At 57.5% G+C, this 19,485-nt stretch carries 16 protein-coding genes; 9 read left to right on the top strand and 7 right to left on the bottom strand.

Annotated features, from left to right (window positions below):
• The first annotated feature begins 560 nt into the window (after positions 1-560).
• Positions 561-842: a hypothetical protein gene (locus H6G07_RS23070; RefSeq protein ID WP_073610672.1), complete on the top strand. Its 282-nt coding sequence runs from the start codon at positions 561-563 to the stop codon at positions 840-842.
• Between the two features lie 28 nt (positions 843-870).
• Here the strand turns inward: H6G07_RS23070 and H6G07_RS23065 are convergent, their stop codons facing one another.
• Positions 871-1,524: a Uma2 family endonuclease gene (locus H6G07_RS23065; protein ID WP_338420725.1), complete on the bottom strand. Its 654-nt coding sequence runs from the start codon at positions 1,522-1,524 to the stop codon at positions 871-873.
• A gap of 89 nt (positions 1,525-1,613) precedes the next feature.
• Positions 1,614-8,669, bottom strand: coding sequence for a hypothetical protein (locus tag H6G07_RS23060; RefSeq protein WP_073610670.1), 7,056 nt, complete (start codon positions 8,667-8,669; stop codon positions 1,614-1,616).
• A 104-nt stretch (positions 8,670-8,773) separates the two neighbouring features.
• Here H6G07_RS23060 and H6G07_RS26765 point away from each other — a divergent pair, with 104 nt between their 5' ends.
• The 4 genes from H6G07_RS26765 to cobT all read left to right on the top strand — a co-directional run bounded on the left by H6G07_RS26765 (position 8,774) and on the right by cobT (position 11,703).
• Positions 8,774-8,902 (top strand): hypothetical protein, encoded by a 129-nt coding sequence (locus tag H6G07_RS26765; RefSeq protein ID WP_277882106.1) that lies wholly within the window; start codon positions 8,774-8,776, stop codon positions 8,900-8,902.
• A gap of 130 nt (positions 8,903-9,032) precedes the next feature.
• The gene (locus tag H6G07_RS23055) at positions 9,033-9,737 is read left to right on the top strand and encodes a Crp/Fnr family transcriptional regulator (RefSeq protein ID WP_073610669.1); all 705 of its coding nucleotides are present in this window, start codon (positions 9,033-9,035) and stop codon (positions 9,735-9,737) included.
• A 6-nt stretch (positions 9,738-9,743) separates the two neighbouring features.
• A complete protein-coding gene (locus tag H6G07_RS23050; protein WP_073610668.1) occupies positions 9,744-10,529 on the top strand; it encodes a DUF2232 domain-containing protein in 786 nt (261 codons plus the stop codon).
• A 52-nt stretch (positions 10,530-10,581) separates the two neighbouring features.
• Positions 10,582-11,703 (top strand): nicotinate mononucleotide-dependent phosphoribosyltransferase CobT, encoded by a 1,122-nt coding sequence (gene cobT, locus H6G07_RS23045; RefSeq protein ID WP_199312375.1) that lies wholly within the window; start codon positions 10,582-10,584, stop codon positions 11,701-11,703.
• Between the two features lie 41 nt (positions 11,704-11,744).
• Here cobT and H6G07_RS23040 read toward each other — a convergent pair whose 3' ends face one another.
• Positions 11,745-12,041, bottom strand: coding sequence for a hypothetical protein (locus H6G07_RS23040; protein ID WP_073610666.1), 297 nt, complete (start codon positions 12,039-12,041; stop codon positions 11,745-11,747).
• A 525-nt stretch (positions 12,042-12,566) separates the two neighbouring features.
• Between H6G07_RS23040 and H6G07_RS26960 the strand changes: the two genes are divergently transcribed.
• From H6G07_RS26960 to H6G07_RS23025, 3 genes are all read left to right on the top strand, one after another.
• Positions 12,567-13,259 (top strand): response regulator, encoded by a 693-nt coding sequence (locus tag H6G07_RS26960; RefSeq protein ID WP_073610665.1) that lies wholly within the window; start codon positions 12,567-12,569, stop codon positions 13,257-13,259.
• Positions 13,260-13,454: 195 nt separating this feature from the next.
• A complete protein-coding gene (locus tag H6G07_RS23030) occupies positions 13,455-13,688 on the top strand; it encodes a DUF433 domain-containing protein (protein ID WP_073610664.1) in 234 nt (77 codons plus the stop codon).
• Positions 13,685-14,059: a DUF5615 family PIN-like protein gene (locus H6G07_RS23025; protein ID WP_073610663.1), complete on the top strand. Its 375-nt coding sequence runs from the start codon at positions 13,685-13,687 to the stop codon at positions 14,057-14,059. The genes H6G07_RS23030 and H6G07_RS23025 overlap by 4 nt, the downstream gene beginning before the upstream one ends.
• A 153-nt stretch (positions 14,060-14,212) precedes the next feature.
• Here the strand turns inward: H6G07_RS23025 and H6G07_RS23020 are convergent, their stop codons facing one another.
• From H6G07_RS23020 to tsaB, 4 genes are all read right to left on the bottom strand, one after another.
• Complete coding sequence (locus tag H6G07_RS23020) at positions 14,213-14,968, bottom strand: SDR family oxidoreductase (protein WP_084173567.1); 756 nt, start codon at positions 14,966-14,968, stop codon at positions 14,213-14,215.
• A gap of 55 nt (positions 14,969-15,023) precedes the next feature.
• Positions 15,024-16,427 carry an ATP-binding protein gene (locus H6G07_RS23015; RefSeq protein ID WP_073610661.1) on the bottom strand — a complete coding sequence of 468 codons (1,404 nt, stop codon included), beginning with the start codon at positions 16,425-16,427 and terminating at the stop codon, positions 15,024-15,026.
• Positions 16,424-18,085, bottom strand: a complete 1,662-nt coding sequence (locus H6G07_RS23010) for a response regulator (protein ID WP_073610660.1) — start codon at positions 18,083-18,085, stop codon at positions 16,424-16,426. The genes H6G07_RS23015 and H6G07_RS23010 overlap by 4 nt, the downstream gene beginning before the upstream one ends.
• Before the next feature lie 140 nt (positions 18,086-18,225).
• On the bottom strand, positions 18,226-18,870 hold the full coding sequence (tsaB, locus tag H6G07_RS23005; RefSeq protein WP_338420724.1) for a tRNA (adenosine(37)-N6)-threonylcarbamoyltransferase complex dimerization subunit type 1 TsaB: 645 nt from the start codon (positions 18,868-18,870) through the stop codon (positions 18,226-18,228).
• Between the two features lie 281 nt (positions 18,871-19,151).
• Between tsaB and H6G07_RS23000 the strand changes: the two genes are divergently transcribed.
• Positions 19,152-19,343 carry a hypothetical protein gene (locus H6G07_RS23000; RefSeq protein ID WP_073610658.1) on the top strand — a complete coding sequence of 64 codons (192 nt, stop codon included), beginning with the start codon at positions 19,152-19,154 and terminating at the stop codon, positions 19,341-19,343.
• The last annotated feature ends 142 nt before the right edge of the window (positions 19,344-19,485 follow it).

Raw genomic sequence — 19,485 nt, 5'->3', positions numbered from 1 at the left:
GTAGGCTTTACTCATCGCTCTCACGGGGCTGTAGTCTTAGTAATCTCAGCCTAGACCGTGTGAGCTTTTTTACTGCCCAATCAACTTTTCAAACGCCCTCTTAAAGTCTTTTGGCAGCTAACAATCCTGTTAGCGGGAAAGTTCCTGCATATCTACCTAAAATGGGGACAATAGGCTGAGAGATCTCGTGTATCTATCCTAAAAATGAAGGATTACAAGAGACCTTCCGTATATTAAGTTGATTTCAGCAGCTCATTAGCAAATTTTTATCTTTTTTAGGTAAAATCCTCATTTACTCCATGGTTGACGTCGAGCGCCTATACCATTATTCTCTACGTTAAGCCGTTCAACCCGACCGGCGATCATGCAGAACTCGAAAATTTTGGCGCTGTCCGTAGGCGCTTCCAACACCTACGAACAGCTAACCCCGCAAATCTCTTGCGCAGATTGCCGGGCTAAGGTCGATCGTACCCTAGCTCTCCCAGTTTGCACCTCAGCTGCGGTTAGCTAGGGTTTTCGCGTTCTGTCTTCCTCAAACTCATAGAAGGAAAACAGAACCGATGTTTGAATATCTCGACCCCGACGCCAGCGGCGCGTCGCACATTCCGCCGTCTCACTCTGCACAACCCCAGCCCCGCCCCGAGCGAGTGCGCCACCTGCTCTACGGCAGCCTAGCGGGCATCGATCGCACCATCAAAATCCTCCACGCCTACGGCTACGCCGACCCCAACGACTGGAGCGACCCCATCCCCGTGCCGCCCAACAGCAGTGCATCGAGCGCAGCCCTTCCAGAAGGAATGACATGGATGGTCATTCTGACGAAAACCTTGCTCATTGAGTAAGCAGAACATCACTGGGGGTTGAGCCTGCCTACGCCTCTGGCTCCACCCCCAGCGCTTTTAGCTGCTCAGCCAGGCGATCGGCTCGTTCTTGGGCAGCAGCAGCGGCTTCCTCTGGGGTGGGCACTAGCTCACCTGAGGGGTGAAAGTAGCGCAGGGTCTCGTCCTGAACACCCAGAAATAGGCCCAAGACCTCGCTCCATCGCTGACCGGCTTCGTTGGGGGCGATCGCATCATAGTGCTGCCCCACCAGCCGGTAGCCCTCAAACTCCAGCGTCTCTGGCGAAAACCAAAAATATTCTGGGGTTCTAAAGCGGTCTTGATAGAGCACTTTTTTGAGACTGCGGTCAGTTTTTGCGGTAGCTGGAGACAACAGCTCGATAATCAGATCGGGGTACTGCCCACCTTCCTCCCATACCACCCAAGATTTTCGTGGACGGCGTTGAGTTTGGTTCACTAAAAAGAAATCTGGCCCTCTAAAGTCGCGATTTTTGAGCTGTTCGCGGCTGAAGTAGATAGTGAGATTGGCGCCAATGAAAAAGTCAGTGCGATCGCGCCATAGCCACTCAAGACAAGCCACCAGCAGCGCTAGTTGAGCATAGTGCAGCGAACTTTCCATCTCTGGCTCATTGCTCTCTAGCTGAGTTGCATCTGGCATTAAATCTGCCAGTTGTTGCGCGGTCATTACCATCGCCCATCCTCAGTGCCAGGTATCCCTATTGTAAGCTCAGCCCTAAGCCACAGCTCTGAACGCCCTTACAAGGAAAGCGTAGCCTATACATTCAGTACCGTGAGCTGGCTCAGCAGGGGGTCAACTAGGGTTTGGTGCTTGTTGGCTAGTAGATGCTCCATATAATCGGTCAGCCGCTGGCCTTGCTCCAGGTTGGGCACGTAGACCTGACCGTTGGGTCGGGTAAACAGTGGCGTAGTGGCCAGGGTCGCCAGGTCATCGCTGGCGGGCACCAGCACCGAGGGACTATTGGTGGTGCTGGGCAGCAGACCGGGAGGCAGGCGACCTTCTAGCAGCGCCATCAGGTGGGCCTGACAGGCTTCCACATTCAGCCCTCGTTCTTTTAGCAGGTGCAAAATGCCGCTGAGGGGCATGGGCTGCTCGGGCAGGGTACGCAGCACCTCCATCAGCAAAAACATGTCGCTGTATTGGTGGCGGGTGAGGTCGAGCACCTGGGGATAGCGCACCAGGTTGACCAGCCCGTAGGTGACCCGGCTACAGCTGGGGGGGCGATCGCTGTGGTACGTATCCTGCACGATGGTGGCATTGGGAAACTTTTGCCGCAGCCAGCGGGCGATCTTGGGCAACGAGGCGCTGCCGCCGGTGCAGATCACCTGGTTGATGCCCTGGCTGCTAAGCCCGGCCTCGCTCAGCAGCCGGTTGACGTGGCCGTTGATGCGCTGAATGTAGGGCAGAATGATGCGGTCTTCGAGGTCTTTGCTGCGCACCACCCAGCGCTGGTCGGCCAGCTCTAGCTCAAACTGGGGCTGGTGCTGAAGAATAATCTTTAGGTGTCGCGCTGCTTCTAGCGCGCTCTGACCCAGCAGGGAGGTTTCTAGCCGCTGATAGAGGCGCTGGCGACGAGCCGTGTCGGGCTCGGCGGGGCGGGGCATCTCACAGCCGTCGAGGTCGAGATCGCTCCAGTGGGTGCCGTCTAGCTCGGGCATGGCGGCCTGCCAGCCCCAGCCGGTAGATTGCGGCGATCGCCCCGAACCCTCGGCGGGGCGGCTCTGGCGACGTTCGGCAGGGTGCAGCAGATGGCAGATAATGTCGAGGTCAATGGCGTCGCCCGCGTAGCTCATCGAGTGCAGGGCAAAGTCGCCGTAGGAGAGTTCCCCTAGGGCGCGGGGCAGATCGACAATGCCCACCTCGGTCACCGTGGCTCCGGCGGAGAGCACCACCGTGCCCCCAGTCCAGGGGCAGGCATAGAGGGTCTGCTGCTGCATGGGCTGGCCGCTGCCCTCGGGCAGCGGTGTCGAGGGGTCGGGCAGACCGGAGAGCACAGCGGCGATCGCATCTTCGACAAAATAGATATCGTCGGGGTTGGCGGTGAGCCTTGCCCCGAGTACCGCCTCCCGCAGGTTGAAGGTGTAGGTATCGGGCCAGTTGGCCGGGTAGCTGACGACGACCCCGCTGAGGGTCTGCATCGCTCGGGCGATCGCCTCAGCATCGAGGCCCACAGCACCCACGGTAAAGGCGGCCTCGGGGGTCAGCCCCACGGGCAGGGTGGCCAGCAGCCGGGTCAGGCTGTTTTGGAAGACGGGCAGGGGAATGCGATCGCGATCGGACCACTGCACCTGAGGTTCGGGGCCGTCTGCCCCGGCGAACGGAATGCCCAGTTTGAGATAGGGCTTTAGCGCCTTGAGCAAAACCGCTCCCTGGTCGGCGCTATCGCCGTCGCCCCAGCTAACGGTCAGGGCCGATGAGCCCACCGACTGCACCTGGTAGCCCTCGTCGTTAGCCTCCACCGATGCCAACGATGGCAGCCGAAAGAATTTGTCGGCGGTCACCCCAGAGATGGCGTTATCGACCCAGTAAAGAGGATAAACCTGTCCACCGCGACGCTCTAGCAGCACCGCCGACAGCCCCGTAGTCCCCACATCCAAACCCAAAAACCACAGCGGGGTGGGTGCGGCAGGCGCTGGTTCAGCTTCCACTGGCGGCCCTAGGATGACGGTCTCGGATTGATCGATCTCCAGATCGTCGAGGAGTTCGGGTTCGACGACTGCGGATTCAATCGCTGCGGGGTCAAGCGCCTCAGGTTCAACGGTGGCCGGTGCAAGGGGTTCGGGTTCGGCAATCTCGGGTGGGACTGTCGGAGGCTCTACGACTGGCGCAACTAAACCACTGGGGACAGCGGCCAGGGTAGATTCAGTGTCAAAGTCTGGTTCTGCTAGCAGTTGATCAAGCTCTGGGAAGTCTGGCGGGGCTTCTGGTTCCGAGATCTCGGGTGCCTGAATCTTGAGTTCTGAGGCCACTGCGTCTGGAAAGTCGGGCTCTGAGGCTGGGGCGATCGCATCTGGCTCAACCGCATCTGCCTCAGGGGCAGCGGTCTCAAGCTCAAAAAAGCTGTCGAAGGCAAGATTATCAACGGCGGCTGGTTCAACGGCAATCTCTTCTACGTCCTCAATGGGTTTATCAAAGAAGTAGTTTTCGGGTTCATTCGGGGTGGGTTCTGCGGTTAGGGGCCAGTCTGATTCCGGCGCTGGGATAAGGGGCTGCTCTAAAGAATCGTCCAAACTGCTCAGGCTAGTTTCTGCCCCAGCGGCCTCATCCTGGGCAGAGGTAGACTCTCCCAGCCAGTCTTCTACAGAAAAATCTAGGTCGGTGCGGGGGGCCGCGGGTTCTGCATCAAGGCCCAGGTCTAGGTTCAGCTCTAAATCGGTGAGATCGTCTGCTGGGGGGCGATCGCTCCCTAGGTCAAACTCAGCTAGCAGCGAGTTATCGAGGGGGACGCGAGGCTCGGGCTGGGCGATCGCCTCATCGCCAGCCAACGGCTCTAAATCCAGCGTCCCGAGGTCTAGATTCCCAAAGTCTTGGGGTTCAGCATCTTGGGACTCATCGTCTAGGTTGTCAAGCTCCAGGTTGAGGTCAAGGTCTAACTCAAGGCTCGGTTCTGAAGAAACCGGGGTCAGAGGCTCCCCCAATAGCGCATCGAGATTGATGAAGTCAATCATGGCCTCCATCGAATTGGTCGCCTCTGCCGTCACCGCTTGAATAGGGTCGACAGGCTCTGGCTGCGGCTCTGCTAACGAGGCCGGAGTGTCTTCAAAATTGGCCCCGGCGGCATCTAGAATATTGTCGAGACTGATTTCCTGCTCCCAGTCAGTAGCCGTCTCTACCGGAGCGTTGGCCACAATATCGTCTGCCACCAACTCTCCCAGGGCAGGCAAATCCCCTAGGCTGGGTTCATCCGCGACGGGCTCGTCTAGGCTCAGGTTTAAGTCATCTAGAGTAATCGAGAGCTCAGACGCAGCAGACTCCGAAGGCGTAGCAGATAGTTCCCAGGTTTCTAAGGTGAGCCTTGGCTCTGTTGGCTCAGCACCAAACGACTCGCCTAGGCTAGGCTCATCCGCCATGGGTTCGTCTAAGCTCAGGTTTAAGTCATCGATTAGATTAATCGAGAGATCTGGCGCAGTGTCAGACTCCAAAGGCGTAGCAGGTGGTTGCCAAGTTTCTAGGGTAAGCCCTGGCTCTGTTGGCCCAGCATCTAGAAGATCGCCTAGGCTAGGCTCATCTCCAATGGGTTCGTCTAGGCTCAGGTTTAAGTCATCCAGATTAATCGAGAGATCTGGCGCAGCGGGCTCCGAAGGTGCAGCTGATAGCCCCCAGTCGGAGATCAGCGTTAGCTCTGACGGCCCAGACTCTAGTGGAGCTAAAGCATCAGGCAACTCACCTTCTAGATCAAGCTCCTCTAGGGTGAGATTTTCTGAAACCGACTGTGCAGCGGGGGGCTGATCGGAGAACAAATTAGCCATCGTGTCGCCTGGCGCGTCGGGCTGTCGGGCCGAGTCGAGGGGGCTGCCCATCTCAAAATCAGCCAGCGTAAACTCAGCCGGGGGCAGGGTAGAAGGCTTTGGGGCAGGGGCTTCGCCAAACCCAGTGGAGGCTAGCTCGTCTAGGTTAGTTTCTTCACGTTTTGGGTCGGGAGCCAGCGGGGTTAATGGGTCGAGGGTCAGCTCTCCTAGCAAATTCTCTAGGGTGAGGGAGGGGCCAGTGGCTCCTGTTGTGGAGCTAGAGGATGGGGAAGAGGGTTGAGCTGGTGCAGGGGGAGATAACTCGGTGAGATCGTCAAGGGTCATGCCCGACTCGCCCAGGGCTGGTTGCTCAGGCTCTAGGCTTAAATTTAGCTCCGCCAGCATAGAGGCCAGATAATCGCTAGCTGCCGTCGTAGGTGCCTCATCCCTGACGCCAAACAGATCGCTGTACTCAGGCTGCTGGGGCTGGCTTCCTTCGCCAAAAAGGTCGATCGGTTCTGCTACGGGGGCGTCTGGCGCAGAGGCTTCTGGCACAGCCGCATCGCCGAATAAATCAAGACCGGCTTCGTCTGGTTCAGGGCCATCTAGGGTCAGCGCCGAGATATCGAACAGATTCAAGCCGCCATCCCTGGGGGCAGCCGTCTCTGGCCCTGGCTCACTGAATAGATCAATCCTCGGCGGTTCTGCCACGGGAGCCGCCAGGTCGAGGAGTTGAACCCCCGCATCGGTTACGGAGCTGTCAAATAGATCAATGCCGTCGGCCTCTCCGGCGGATTCATCCAAGTCAGGCGATGGCTGATCAAGCTGACCAAACAGATCAACTGCATTCTCTCCGGCAGCGTCATCTGAGGCAGGGGTTGCGAATAGATCAATGCCCAGGTCATTAGCACTTGAGTCATCTACGCCTAAATCATTCACGGCTTCATCAACCCTAGAAACCGACGGATCAGACAGGTCAAGGCTGATGTTCTCTAGGGCGGGTGAATTGGCGACGGGCGACGGCTGATCTGCCTGTAGCTGATCTAAGGGAAGGTCTGTCTGGTTTGTCTCTAACTGGTCTAGGGCGAGGTCTGCCAACGCTGCGTCGCTGAACAGATCGATGTTGGGCACCTCCTCCGCGAAAGTTGGCTCTGGCTCTAGCGTCTCCAGTTCTAAGCGATCGAGGCTAGCCCAGTCTGAGGTTGGCTCCGCTGCGGGCGGCTCTGCCGTCGGGGATTGTTCGAGGGAGTCGATCGCAAGATCGCTCAGTGTCACCTGATCTAAGGCGGCGGTAGGAGGGGTGGCGGTCTCCGTGCCAAACAGGTCGAGGTCTTGAGCCAGCTCTGTAGCAGTGGGCTCGTCGCCAAATAGATCAAAGCTGGGTGCTTCTGGGATGGCTGCCTCGGTGAGGCGATCGGGGGCAGGCGCTTGATCGGCGAACAGATCAACGCCAGCAATGGCGGAGGGTGACCCATCGCCAGCCGATTGGGGAGACACCTCCGCAGGCGGGTCAAATAGCTCTAGAGAATCGGTCAGATCCAGTTCTGCGTTAGTGGATGACAGGCTGTCAGAGGCCACCTCGGTTTCTAGATTCTCCAGGTCTTGCTGGAGCTGGTCAACCATGATGTCGTCCATCGCCAGGTCGTAGGTGCCCGTAGTGGGCAGAGTATCTTGGGCCAGCAGATCTTCTTCGGGGGAAGCGGCCATAAACCCGCCCAGCAGGTCTTCGCCATCGCTAATGGTAGTCTCTGCGTTCCCCGCCTCTCCGGGGCTGGCGGGCAGCAAATCGTCGAAGGATTTGATGGTGTCAGGAAGGTCGAACCTAGCATCGGCGGGTGCCATGGAGCCTAGTCCCCCCGCACTTTCCCCCAGCAGACTAGTGAGGTCGAGGCTGGTGAGGTCGGCAGCCGCTTCGGTCTCGGCCACCTCAGCCGCCTGGGTGAGCAGGGTTAGGTCGTCGGGACGGGGCAGATCGGTGGTTGGCATGGGGGATGCGATCGCATCAGGCTCATCTGCGAGAGCCTCATCCTCGCTCAATCGGTCGATCTCCAAAAAATCATCTACTGCATCCCCTGAGTCAGTCGCAGTCGGGGCCTCAGCGGCATCAGCAAAGAATCCACCGCCAAACAAGCTTTGGTAGAGATCGTCTAAGCCTGAATCGGCCTCTACCCCAGCTGCTACCACCTCAGTAGCGGGGCCATCATCGTTGGGTAGTGACACTGCCGGTGATGGGTCGGGGGCAGCAGCACTGAGGCTGTTGAGTAGCTGCAAATCAAGGGGTGAAGATGCACTAGCCTCGGCAGCGTCTAAATCAGCCTCTAAGTTGCCGTCGAGCTGGAGTTCGGTAATTTCATCTTCAATTTGCAGCAGAGTGAGTTCGTCGTCACCTAAATCATCCAAATCATCAAAGCCAATATCTAGAGCCTCTAGCTCCAACTCTGCTTCTAAATCGACCGATGGGTCACTTCCCTCAGCAAAGGCATTGCCGCCCAGGGTCTCAGGGGTGGAGGTCTCCGGCTGGGGCTGGGGCAATTCGCGGCGCTGACTCGACTCTAAATAGGTCAAAGTCTCGGCGTTGATTTGCTGACCCAGATGGGTCACCAGGGCGCTAAACATCAGCTCGCCCTGCTGGCCCAGGGTGTGCATCTGGTTGAGCCCTTGGTTGAGCGAATCTTGGTAGCTGTAAATGCTCTGTTGCAGTGTGTCAAACACCGATCGCAGCGACTGATCGAGCCCCAGCATGACCTGGTCAGACTGGGCCTGGAGCTGCTTGAGAAACTCCAGCCGCTGCATTGGAGTGAGGCCAGGAGCGTCGCCATCGACAAACCCCTGGGGAGACTGCATCAGCCCATAGGCGGTGGCCGTGGCCGACTCCAACCGCTGCACCGACTGGTTCACCTGGGCACCGAGGCGGGCCTCGAGTTGCTGGGTCATCTGCTGTAGGGCTGCCTCCCAGCTAGGGGGTAGCTGGTGAAGGTTGGCGCCCTGGTCGATCTGCACGCGCTGCTGCTGAAGCTGCTGCACCTCTTGCAGCAACAGCTCCCGCTGCTGCCTGAGGGTCGCCACCTCGTTGCGCAGCGGGTCGAGAATCTGCATGGTCTGCCCGCGCAGGTACTGCATTTCTTGCAGGAGCGCCTTGAGCACCTGACTAGCGGCAGCGGTGGTCGGGTCGTTGGGCAAGCCGCTGGTAGGCGCAGCTTGAGCTTCAGGGGCCGCTTTCACCTCGGCTAAATAGGCTCGGGCTCGGGCCAGCAGCTGGCGCTGATTGGCATCATTCGACATCACCCAGGGCAGCCGTGGCGCGGCTTCCCCCAAGATTGAGTCAATTTCGGCTACCAGAGCTTCCAGTTCGTCCTGCTGCACGGCTACCCCTTGTGTTTACCTTTACCCCAGCGATTGCCAAAGTGTATGTCAGGCGACTGCAAAAATCACGTCAGACCATACCTTAGCGCCGCTGATTTCAACGGATGTGCCTCTACCCTGCGAAGTCACTAGAAGGGGCCGTTGGAGACACCTCTGATGGAGCCAAGCCCTGGGGGCGATCGCTCCTAGGGCTGGTCTTCGGCGATCGCCCTGGTCGAGTAGTGGAGGAATGATATAGTGCTAAGACTTTGGATTCCGCCGCTAGGCCACCAGGGGAAAATTCTACCCCTAGCCTGGGATAGGATGGGTTGAAGCGATTTAATATCACTAACTTAAACAAAAAAATTAATGTTGGGGTAATAAATGGATGCCCGCTACAATCCTCGAGATACGGACGCCGATCTCAAACTAATTCGTTCGGCGCTGTTATTTCAGGATCTGCCGGAGGAAGCTGTAGCCGAAGCCACCAGCCACGTGGTTTCTCGTCGCCACCCGGCCAACCAGGTGATTTTGCTCGAAAACGACTGGGGCAGCTCGGTCTACTTCATTTTGGAAGGCTGGGTTAAGATTCGCACCTACAACCTCGACGGCAAAGAAGTTACCCTCAATATTTTGGGCAAGGGCGAGCTGTTTGGCGAAATGGCCCCCCTCGAAGAGGTGCCCCGCTCCACCGACGTGATCACCCTGGTGCCCACAGTCATTGGCAGTATGCCTGCCAGCGACTTTGTCAAGCTGCTCAACACCCAGCCCCTGGCCGGTATTCGTCTGTCGCAGCTGATGGCGCGGCGGCTCAGACAGGTCAACCGTCGCCTGCGGCTGCGCGAGTCTGACAGCACCTCGCGGGTGGCCGACATCATTCTCTTTTTGGCCGATGGACAGGGGCAGCGCAGCACCAGCGGCATTGAGATTCCCAACCTGCCCCATCGGGAGTTGAGCAGCCTCAGCGGCCTGGCCAGAGAGACGGTGACGCGCGTACTGAGTAAGCTAGAAAAGAAAGGGCTAATTGTGCGGGACAAAGACCTGATGAGCATTCCCGACATCAACGCCCTAGAACGTCTGCTGGTTTAGCCATTCATGAGTCATTCCCCTGACCCCGCCCCTGGGGCTAAATTTGTGCCCCAGGTTGACGACGCTGCGAGCGATTTCGATGGGCTAGACACCTACCTGGAGTACCGCACCGCAGAGATTGAGGCCGATGCACCCGATCTGTCGCACCGGCTCAAGTCTGGCCCGCTGGCGATGGTCGAAACGGCCTTTTTAGCCAGCACCGCCGCGCTGATTTGGCTGGTGAATACCTATTTCCCGCCAGGGCCAATTCTGCGAATTTTGTTTCCGCTGCCGATGGCCCTGGTCTACCTGCGCTGGGGGCCACGGGCGGCCTGGATGTCGGCGCTGGTGTCAGGGCTGCTGCTGTCGGTGCTGATGGGGCCACCGCGCAGTCTGCTATTTTTGATACCCTACGCGCTTCTGGGGGTGCAGCTAGGCTTTTTTTGGGTGCGGCGAACTAACTGGTATGTGTCGATCGCAATGGGGTCGCTGCTAGGCACCATTGGCTTTTTCTTTCGGCTGTGGCTGTCGTCGGTGCTGGTAGGCGAAGATCTCTGGGTATATCTGACCACCCAGGTGACGCAAATGTTGAACTGGGGCCTAGAGCGCCTGGTCGGGTTGGGCGTGCTGGATGTGGGCGTGCTGGGCCAGGCCAATGTGGAAGCGGTGCAGATCTTAGCCCTGGTGTCGGTGCTGGCGAGCAATGTAGTGTATCTATTTACGGTGCATCTGGCGGCCTGGCTGCTGCTGGGACGACTAGGGGCGAAGATTCCGGAGCCGCCGGGGTGGGTGCAGGATTTGTTGAAGGAGTAGGAGATTGGAGGGGTGGATGGGTGGATGAGTGGGCGGGTGGATGGGGGAGGTGTTGATTAAGACTTATACGCAGCGGCAGCGGGGGGAAGATTGGCTGGGGCAGGTGCGGGGGTTGCGGCCTGGGCTAGTTCTGACGCTGGGGTTTACGGAGACGGGGTTGGTGGAGGGGATTTCGGCGGCGGGAGCGACTCCGCGCGATCGCCGCTACACGGCCCTAGCCGATGCTGAGTTTATGGTCAATGGCCTCACGTCATCCCCGAAGTTTCGGCTGCCGCCGCTTCAGGCCGGAGCTTCCCCAGCGCTGATTTCTAAGGCCGTCCTTGCAGAACAGGGAATTCCCCTCGTCATTCTGAATGCTGGATTGCCTCAGCCGCCGACTGTACCCCATGTGGATTTGGAGGGTAAGCCTGCTCAGTGCCTAAGTACCGGGGCGGCTTTACCGTTAGCGGTAGTGCAGCATCTCTGGCAGCAGGGGTTGGCCCAGGGAGAATTGCTGGGTGACGCAAGCAACTACCTGCTGCTGGCGGAGTGCGTGGTGGGGGGCACGACCACGGCCCTAGGGTTACTCACCGGGCTGGGGGTAGATGCGGCAAAGCGGGTTAACAGCAGCCACCCCACTTGTAATCACAACCAGAAACAAGCCTTGGTTGCTGAGGGATTGGCTTTAGCAGGATTGCCAGCTCGGCCCCATCCCTTAGAGGTGGTGGCGGCGGTGGGTGACCCGATGCAGCCGGTGGTGGCGGGGATGGCGATCGCCGCTAGCCGTACCAAGCCAGTGCTGCTGGCGGGGGGCACACAAATGCTGGCGGTGTACGCGCTGATGGTGGCGATCGCAGCGGCGGAAGGCTGTGACTGGAAACCCGACAACGTGGTGGTAGGCACCACGCGCTGGGTAGCGGAGGATGCCACTGGAGATACGGTGGGGCTGGCGGAGCTGACGGGGGCCTGTTTGATGGCGACGCAGTTGAGCTTTGCGGAGTCGCGGTTTGAGGCGCTGCGAGCCTACGAGCGGGGATTTGTGAAGGAGGGGGTGGGGGCGGGGGGATGTGCGATCGCCGCCTCGCTCTACCAAAACTGGGGCCAGCCAGAGCTACTGGCGGCGGTGGAAGCGCTGCTAGAGCAAAAGTCTCAGCGGGATAGATCCCAGGGTTCTAGCTCTAGTGCTTCACCTTAAGCAAGTACCTCTGCTGGAACCCTGGGATCTGAGGCTGTAACTTACTCCAGCAGAATGGTTTTGGTCATAATTACCATCCACTGAGCGGGGGCGCTAGCGGCGTCTTCGGTGCTGGGCGGCACGGGGAGGGGGTCGCTCCAGTCGTTGGGGTCGGCGTAGCCGAGGGCGTGGAGGATTTTGATGGTGCGGTCTAGGGCGGCGAGGCTGCCGTAGAGCATGTGGCGCACTTTCTCGGGGGTTAGCGATCGGCTCCCTGTGCTGTTTGCGCCAGAAGGCGGCAGCGGTAGGGACCCGGCCTCTGGGTTGTCGTTGGCGTCTGGTTCAAGATATTCAAACATCGGTTCTGTTTTCCTGTTTTGTGGTTAAGGAAGACAGAACGCGAAAACCCTAGCCACCCGCAGTTGAAGTGCAAACTGGAGTGACTAGGGTACGATCTCCCTAGCCTCGCAATCTGCCCGATAGATTTGCGGGGTTAGCTGTCTGTTGGTGCTGGAACACCTTCAGGCAGCGCCAAAGTTTTCGAGTTCTGCATGGCCACCGTTCTGCTTAAACGGCTTAATGGATGAGTGTACTGATACAAAAGCTCCCCGTCAACCGTGAAGAAGATGCTCAGACTGTTAAGCAAATATTTAGGCACGAAAGTTCTGCCTATCCACATCTGAGAAGGCTATTATGCAAATTATCCACTACCTATTCACCCTGTATGCTGGATTAAGTAGTTAGGAATCTCCCTACATGACCTATAGAGTAAATTAGGTAGATTAAAGCAATTCAATGAATTAGTATGCGGCTCAGGTTTAGTCGAGACGCACTGTAAGGTTATCTGTTAGTGTTTGATACGTCATGTTTTGGTTAGGTGAACAGTGAGTGTTGACGATATTGTTAAGCTATTTGATGCGATTACAAAATTGCTCAACGTCCTCATCTGGCCGGCAATAATTCTGTTTATCCTTGTCCGCTTTGGCCAGGACTTGCGGGAGTTCTTCTCAAGCTTGGGGGAGCTATCTCTTAAGGGGGCTGGATTTGAGGCATCCTTAAAGAAAAAGCAAGCTGAAGTTGTTGCTGCTCTGTCTGCTGCTGCTGCATCTAAACCTGATGAAGATAAGACTCGTGAGAGCGTTGCAAAAGAAGCGATGATTGCCGCAGATATTGTCGCCGATTTTGTTACGCCTCGCGCGATAAGACGTGCGAGTAGATCAACAGTCCTTTGGGTGGACGATAACCCAAATAATAATGTTTACGCACGTCAAGCACTTGAAGCGCTAGGAGTTAGTTTTGTGTTGGCAATGTCGACAGATGAGGCGCTGAAGAAAATTTCTCGCCAACGTTTTGATGCAATTATTTCTGATATGGGGCGACCACCAGATTCTCGCGCAGGCTATACGCTCCTGGATAAGCTGCGGTCTAGTGGGGATCAAACTCCATTTATCATTTACGCCAGCTCGAGAGATCCAGAGCACGTTGCGGAGTCACGCCGTCATGGTGCTATTGGATGTACTAATAACGCAAACGAGTTGTTTGAGATGGTATTGTCGGCTTTAGGCCGCACCGTATAACGACCTAATGCACACCGACCATCGAGAAATCCTCTGAGCACCTGGCTTGCGCAAGACCATGTAAATTTATTAAGCTTATGGTTATCACTCCAGCTTTGGATTTTGTGATAAAAGCTTGGCCAGCTTAAGTGGAGACTGGTTAAACCATTGATATATTCTTAAAATGAAGGCACGCACATATTAAGGACTACTTTAGTGCTCAGCCACCTTGACCGCATTACAGTCGATCCAGCAGTATGTCTTGGGCAGCCGACCATACGGGGTATGCGCATCACGGTAAGCTTTCTCCTAAAGCTGCTGGCTAGCCAACTATCTGTGCAAGAGATTCTAGAGTCATACCCAGAACTAGAGGAAGAAGATATTCGCCAGGCTCTCAACTATGCGGCTTGGGCGGTATCTGATCGCACGATTAGTTTCACGTCGGCATGAGCAATCTACGCTTCATTGCTGACGTTCACGTTTCTCCTCTAACCGTCACAGCGCTAAAGTTACAGGGCTACGACATAGTACGTTCTACAGATCTGTTGCCCGCAACTGCCGCTGATGCCGAGATTTTAGAGTTTGCGAGAGTAGATGGTCGCATTGTTGTAACGCAAGACCTAGATTTCTCCATGCTGGTAGCGCTTAGTAAGCAAAGTCAGCCAAGTCTGATCACATTACGGTTATCTTCTGCCAAACCTGAAGTGGTCACTCAGAAGCTTTTAGAGGTTTTACCCACTCTCCAGTCAGAACTAACCGAAGGCGTAGCAGTGACTATCAGCGACGACACTGTGCGCATTCGCAAGCTTCCAATGCGGTGAAACACTGTTTAACTAACTTTAGGATGAGCTGTTTCTGCTTACCCTAAGGGTAAACACACTGTAAAGCAGGTATGTCCTGGTGCAAACTCCACAGAAATGGTGCCGTGGTAGCAGTTTTCTACAATGCGAAGCACCGTAGCTAGGCTCTATCAATTACCCTTCAACAGGTAGTGTTGGCAAAACCACAAGTTCACCAATATCAACATTGGGAGGTTGTGAGAGCGCAAAGAGAACCGTTCGAGCCACATCATCGGGGCGCAGTGCATCGGGTTTTGGGTCATCAAAGAAAGGTGTGTCCACCATCCCCGGTTCAATGAGAGTGACACGTACTCCCGTGCCTCGCATCTCCTCGCGCAGATTATAGCCGATCGCTGAGACCGCCCATTTCGAAACTGAATACATAGACCCCCCCAGCACTGTACGCCCCGCGATCGAGCTAGTAATAATGACATGACCTTTGGCTTTCTTTAGTTCTGCTAGGCTGGCCCGCAGCGTATAAGCAACGCCCAAAATATTGGTGTTAACGATGCGCTGCCAAGACTCAACCGGAGCCCCCGAAAACCCACCTGGCTCACCGCCACAACCAGCATTAGCAAACACCGCATCCAAACTGCCAAATGCCTCTACTGCGTTGGCTACCAACTTTTCTTGAGCCGCATAGTCGGTGACATCACAGGCAAAAGTCCGAACGTTATCGGTACCCAGTTCCTTCGCCAATTGATCCAGCTTTTCAGTAGAGCGGGCAGCCAAGACGAGGTTGAAGTTTTGCGCGGCTGCCTGTCGGGCAGTTGCGGCACCGATACCTGTAGATGCGCCGGTAATCAGTAGAGTTCTAGAACTCGACATATTTAAGTCTCCCACTCTGCAACGAATCTCATGGTTATCTTGCCACAGATGCCGATTGGGCAAGGGCGGCTAGGGTTTGGGGAGCTAGATCAAATCACGGTCGATGCGCCATTTCTGCCTATCCCAAAGGCAAACACACCGCAAAGCAGGTATGCCCCGGTTCAGACTCCACAGAAATGGTGCCGTGGTGGCGGTTTTCTACAATGCGAAGTACCGTTTCGAGACCCAGACCCGAGCCTTTGCCCACGCCCTTGGTGGTAAAAAACGGCTCATAAATGCGCGACTTAATCTCCGGCGGAATGCCCGGCCCGGTATCAATAATTTCTACCCGAGCATCGCCCCGGAAATGACAGGTGCGCAGGGTAAGCGTCCCCTTCTCGCCCATGGCGTCGATCGCATTGTCGATCAAATTCGTCCACACCTGATTGAGCTCGCTGCCATGGGCCATCAGCTTGGGCAGCGTCGCATCGTAGTCGCGCTCCACCTTAATGCCCTGCTTCAGCTTGAAGGCAAACAGCCGCAGGGTGTCTTCTAGCCCCTGGTGTAGGTCAACCATCTGCTGCGCGCCCTGATCCATATAGCTGTAAGACTTCATCGACTTGACCAGGGTGGCAATGCGCTCGGCCCCGTGCTGGCCGCTCTGAATCATCGACATCACTTCAAAGGAAAGGGCCAGCCAGCGAATGCCCATGTCGTGCAGCTGCGTGGGGTTGTCGCGCCAGGGTTCCACTAGCTTTTCTAGGGTGGGGATATCGATACCCGCTAGGGCCAGGGGTTCGGCCAGCTTCCAGGCTTGGGTAGCGCCGTAGTCTTCGAGCCAGTCGAGCAGTTCGTCTTCGCGATCGCTCACCGTCCCCGCATCGGCCCCGCACTTGAGAATGGTCTCGTAGCCCGCATCGCGCACCCGCTGCCACTCTGCCGATTCTGCTTCATCGGGCTGCTGCTGGCCGTAGAGCAGGTTCATTTTCTCCAGCTCGCGAATGGCGGGCACCACTTCGCTGAGCGATCGCACCAGTGCCGCCGCCGGGTTATTTAGCTCGTGGGCCAGCCCTGCCGACAGCGTACCCAGAGCCGCCATCTTTTCGCGCCCGCGCAAAAACGACTCCAGCCCCCGCACCCGCTTCTGCATCAGGCGAAACACCACGCGCTCAAAGTCGCGGCACTCGTGCAGCAGGGTGAGAAAGTCGGCCCCGGCGATCGCGTGGATCTGACAATCCGACATCGCCTGTAGCGTCACCGGGGCAGGCTCATCCGTCAGCACCGGAATTTCGCCGATATAGCCAGGGCCTTCGTGCTGGCCGATGGGCATGGCAACGCCCTCGCTCTGGCGCGTAATACCCAGGCGGCCCGAGACAAAGATGTAGATCGTGGTAGTGAGGTCGCCCTCTTTGACCAGGTAGTCGCCCTTAGAGAGCTGGAGGAAGGTGGCGCGATCGCACACCCACTCCAACCGCTCCGGAGGCAGGTGGTTAAACGGTTCAATCGCCTGTAAATGTTCCAGACACAGTGCTGACGCGCTCATCGTACCGCCCCCAAGTACTGGTGAACAAACTGCACGCAGATCGACCCTTCTCCCACCCCCGAGGCCACCCGCTTGATCGAGCCGCAGCGCACGTCGCCCACCGCAAACACGCCGGGCAGGCTGGTTTCGAGCAGAAAGGGGGGTCGCTCCTGCGACCATACCTGGTGGGGCGGCACGCCAGCACTGGCCAAGTCGGGGCCAGTGAGCAGATAGCCCCGCTCATCCCGCTGCACCAGATCCTCTAGCCAGTCGGTGTGGGGAGTGGCCCCAATAAAGATGAATAGTGACTGGGCCGGCACGGTTTCGGTGGCCCCCGTAATGGCGTTTTGTAGCACCAGCGCCTCTAGCTGCGTGCCGCCCTTGGCTTTGACTACGCTGGTGTGGGTCTGCACTGTGATGTTTGGCGTTGCGGCGATTTGGTCGATCAAATACTGCGACATGCTCTTGGTCAGCGAGTCGCCTCGCACCAGCATCGTCACCGACTTGGCGTACTTGGAAAAATTCATCGCCGCCTGCCCGGCAGAGTTGGCCCCGCCAATGATATACACGTCTTCCCCTTCACAGGCCAGGGCTTCCGTCTGCGCCGCGCCGTAGTAGACCCCCGCCCCGGTAAACTGCTCTAGTCCGGTCGTGGCAAGCCGCCGCCACGAGACCCCCAGAGCCAAAATCACTGCGTGGGCGCTGATCTCGCTGCCGTCGCTAAGGGTAAGCAGCCGGTAGTTGTTGTCGCTTCGGATGGCCTGCACCGACTGAGGGGTGAGAATTTCGACCCCAAAGCGGCGGGCCTGGGTGACGGCGCGGCGAGCCAGGTCGCTGCCGCTCAGCCCCACCGGAAAGCCCAGGTAGTTTTCGATGCGGGAGCTGGTGCCCGCCTGACCACCGGGGGCTTCGCGCTCAATCAGCACTGTGTGCAGCCCTTCAGAAGCACCATAGACCGCCGCCGCCAGACCAGCGGGGCCACCCCCGACGATCACCAGGTCATAGAAAGGCTTAGCCGCCGTGGTTTGCAGGCCAATGCGCGTCGCCAGTTCGGCGGTGGTGGGCTGGCGCAGGGGGTCGCCGTCGGGGAACAGCACCAGGGGCAGTTTGGCCTGGGTGACGCAGCCCGCCAGGGTGCGGGCCTCTTCGCTGCGCTCTACATCGAGCCAGCGGTAGGGGATTTGGTTGCGGGCCAGAAAGTCTTTGATTTCGTGGCTCTGGGGGTTCCAGCGATCGCCCACTACCCGAATGCCCTCAAAGGGAGGCCGAAAGTTGGCCTGCCAATCGGCCAGCAGATCGTCAACTACCGGGTACAGCTGCTCCTCTGGCGGATCCCAGGGTTTCATCAGGTAGTAGTCAAGGCCGACCTCGTTGATGGCGCGAATGGCTGCATCGGTGTCGCTGTAGGCGGTGAGCAAGGCCCGCTTGACGTCGGGCACCAGCTCGATTGCCTGCTCTAAAAACTCCACGCCGCTCATCTCGGGCATGCGCTGATCGACCAGCAGCAGCGCTACCGGGTCGCCGCGCTGGACGATTTGCTGGAGAGCTTCGAAGGCCGCCGCCCCCGAACTGGCCCGCATGACGCGGTAGTGTTCGCCGTAGTGCCGCCGCAGGTCGCGGGCGATCGCCTGCAAGACATCCGGGTCGTCGTCAATGGTGAAAATAATTGGTTTGGCCATAGCAGAGACCTGAAGGGGGCAATTTCGGTCTCGCCCTTGACGGCGAAGAGATGACAGACAAAGGCGTTGTTGCCCAGTGTAGCCGAACCACTTTTTAAGAATCTGCGTGGAGCTATACCCTGGCCACTCCTCCCAGGTACCTACAGATCCACCGGGTGCTGGCCGTAGTAGGGCATGACCGACGACCAGTCGGGGCGATCGCCCCTCAGCCAGCGTCCATGGGCCAGGGCCAAAACCTGCACCACGGTCGCCGCTAGGTCATCCCCCGCTACCACTCGGTAAACCGGCTGGGGATACTGAGTCAGCACCTGCTCCCAAGCCTCTGCGGCAAGCACTTGGTCAGGATGGACTAGCTCTAGACCATTCGTGGTCACGTTATAAATAGCGGTAAACAACTGCTCCCGCCGGGCCTGCATTTCTACGGCAACATTTGAACTAGACTCAGCCGGGGATTTATCTATGGCCTGTTGAGCCGCTGCTGCCAAACTCGACACCCCAAACAGCGGTATCTTTAGCTGCTGGGCCAGGGTGCGCGCTGTCACCACCCCAATGCGAGTGCCGGTGAATCCCCCCGGCCCCTGGGCCACCGCCAAAAATGAGCAATCTGTCCAGCTATAGGGCGCGATAAACTCCATCAGAATGCGGTGTAGCTGGGTTGACAGGTCGCGCCCCAGGGGCCAGGTCTGGTGGCGGGTTTCGCCGTCAAAGTTACTCAGAGCTAGCCCCAGGTCAGGGCCAGAAGTGTGAATCGCTAGACCTAGCATGAACGTAGATTGGGTATCCAAAAGACCAGGATTTTAAGAATACAGGAGCCTGGAGGTCAGACCCACCGCTGACGCAAAATCAGCCGCTTTCCCGCACCGTTCGCGATCGCATCACCGACACTTGGAGCATTGGTGGGTCAATCAACGTCAGTAATCAGAACCGAGGTTTGGTTGAGTACCGGGTCAACTTTCGGTAACTTTTATCAAGCCTTTTTCGTTACACAGAAAAACCGCCAGATGCTCTCAATAATGAAGGTATCTGGCTGTCGGTCTTGATATCTGATACTGCTACGGTTGCCCCCATGAAAAATCGCTGCCTCCCCACCTGCCTCATTCTTCGCAACTTGTGTGTAATCTTGACCCTGGTTGCCGGAGGTGTCCTGATAGCGGCAGACGTTCACTCCTCAGCCAATCAGCAACAGCAGCAGACGTCAGCCCTGAAGCAGCTGTTTGTCTACCAAATCTTGCTCAGTGCAGAGCAAAACCAGGAGTAGGCATCAAACGAAATAGGGGCGCAGCATGCTGCGCCCCTAGGAAATTCACGCTATTAAACTAGACGTTTCGAGTACAGACCTACTCTGCAAACAGCCGTTCCCTTCAATCTCATTAGGGAATGGATTGGCCCTAGAGCGCTTC

The sequence above is a fragment of the Phormidium tenue FACHB-1052 genome (assembly GCF_014696675.1).
Taxonomy (GTDB): domain Bacteria; phylum Cyanobacteriota; class Cyanobacteriia; order Phormidesmidales; family Phormidesmidaceae; genus Nodosilinea; species Nodosilinea tenuis_A.
Note: the sequence above shows the minus strand (reverse complement) of the source record. Positions and strands in the feature narration are given on the sequence as shown.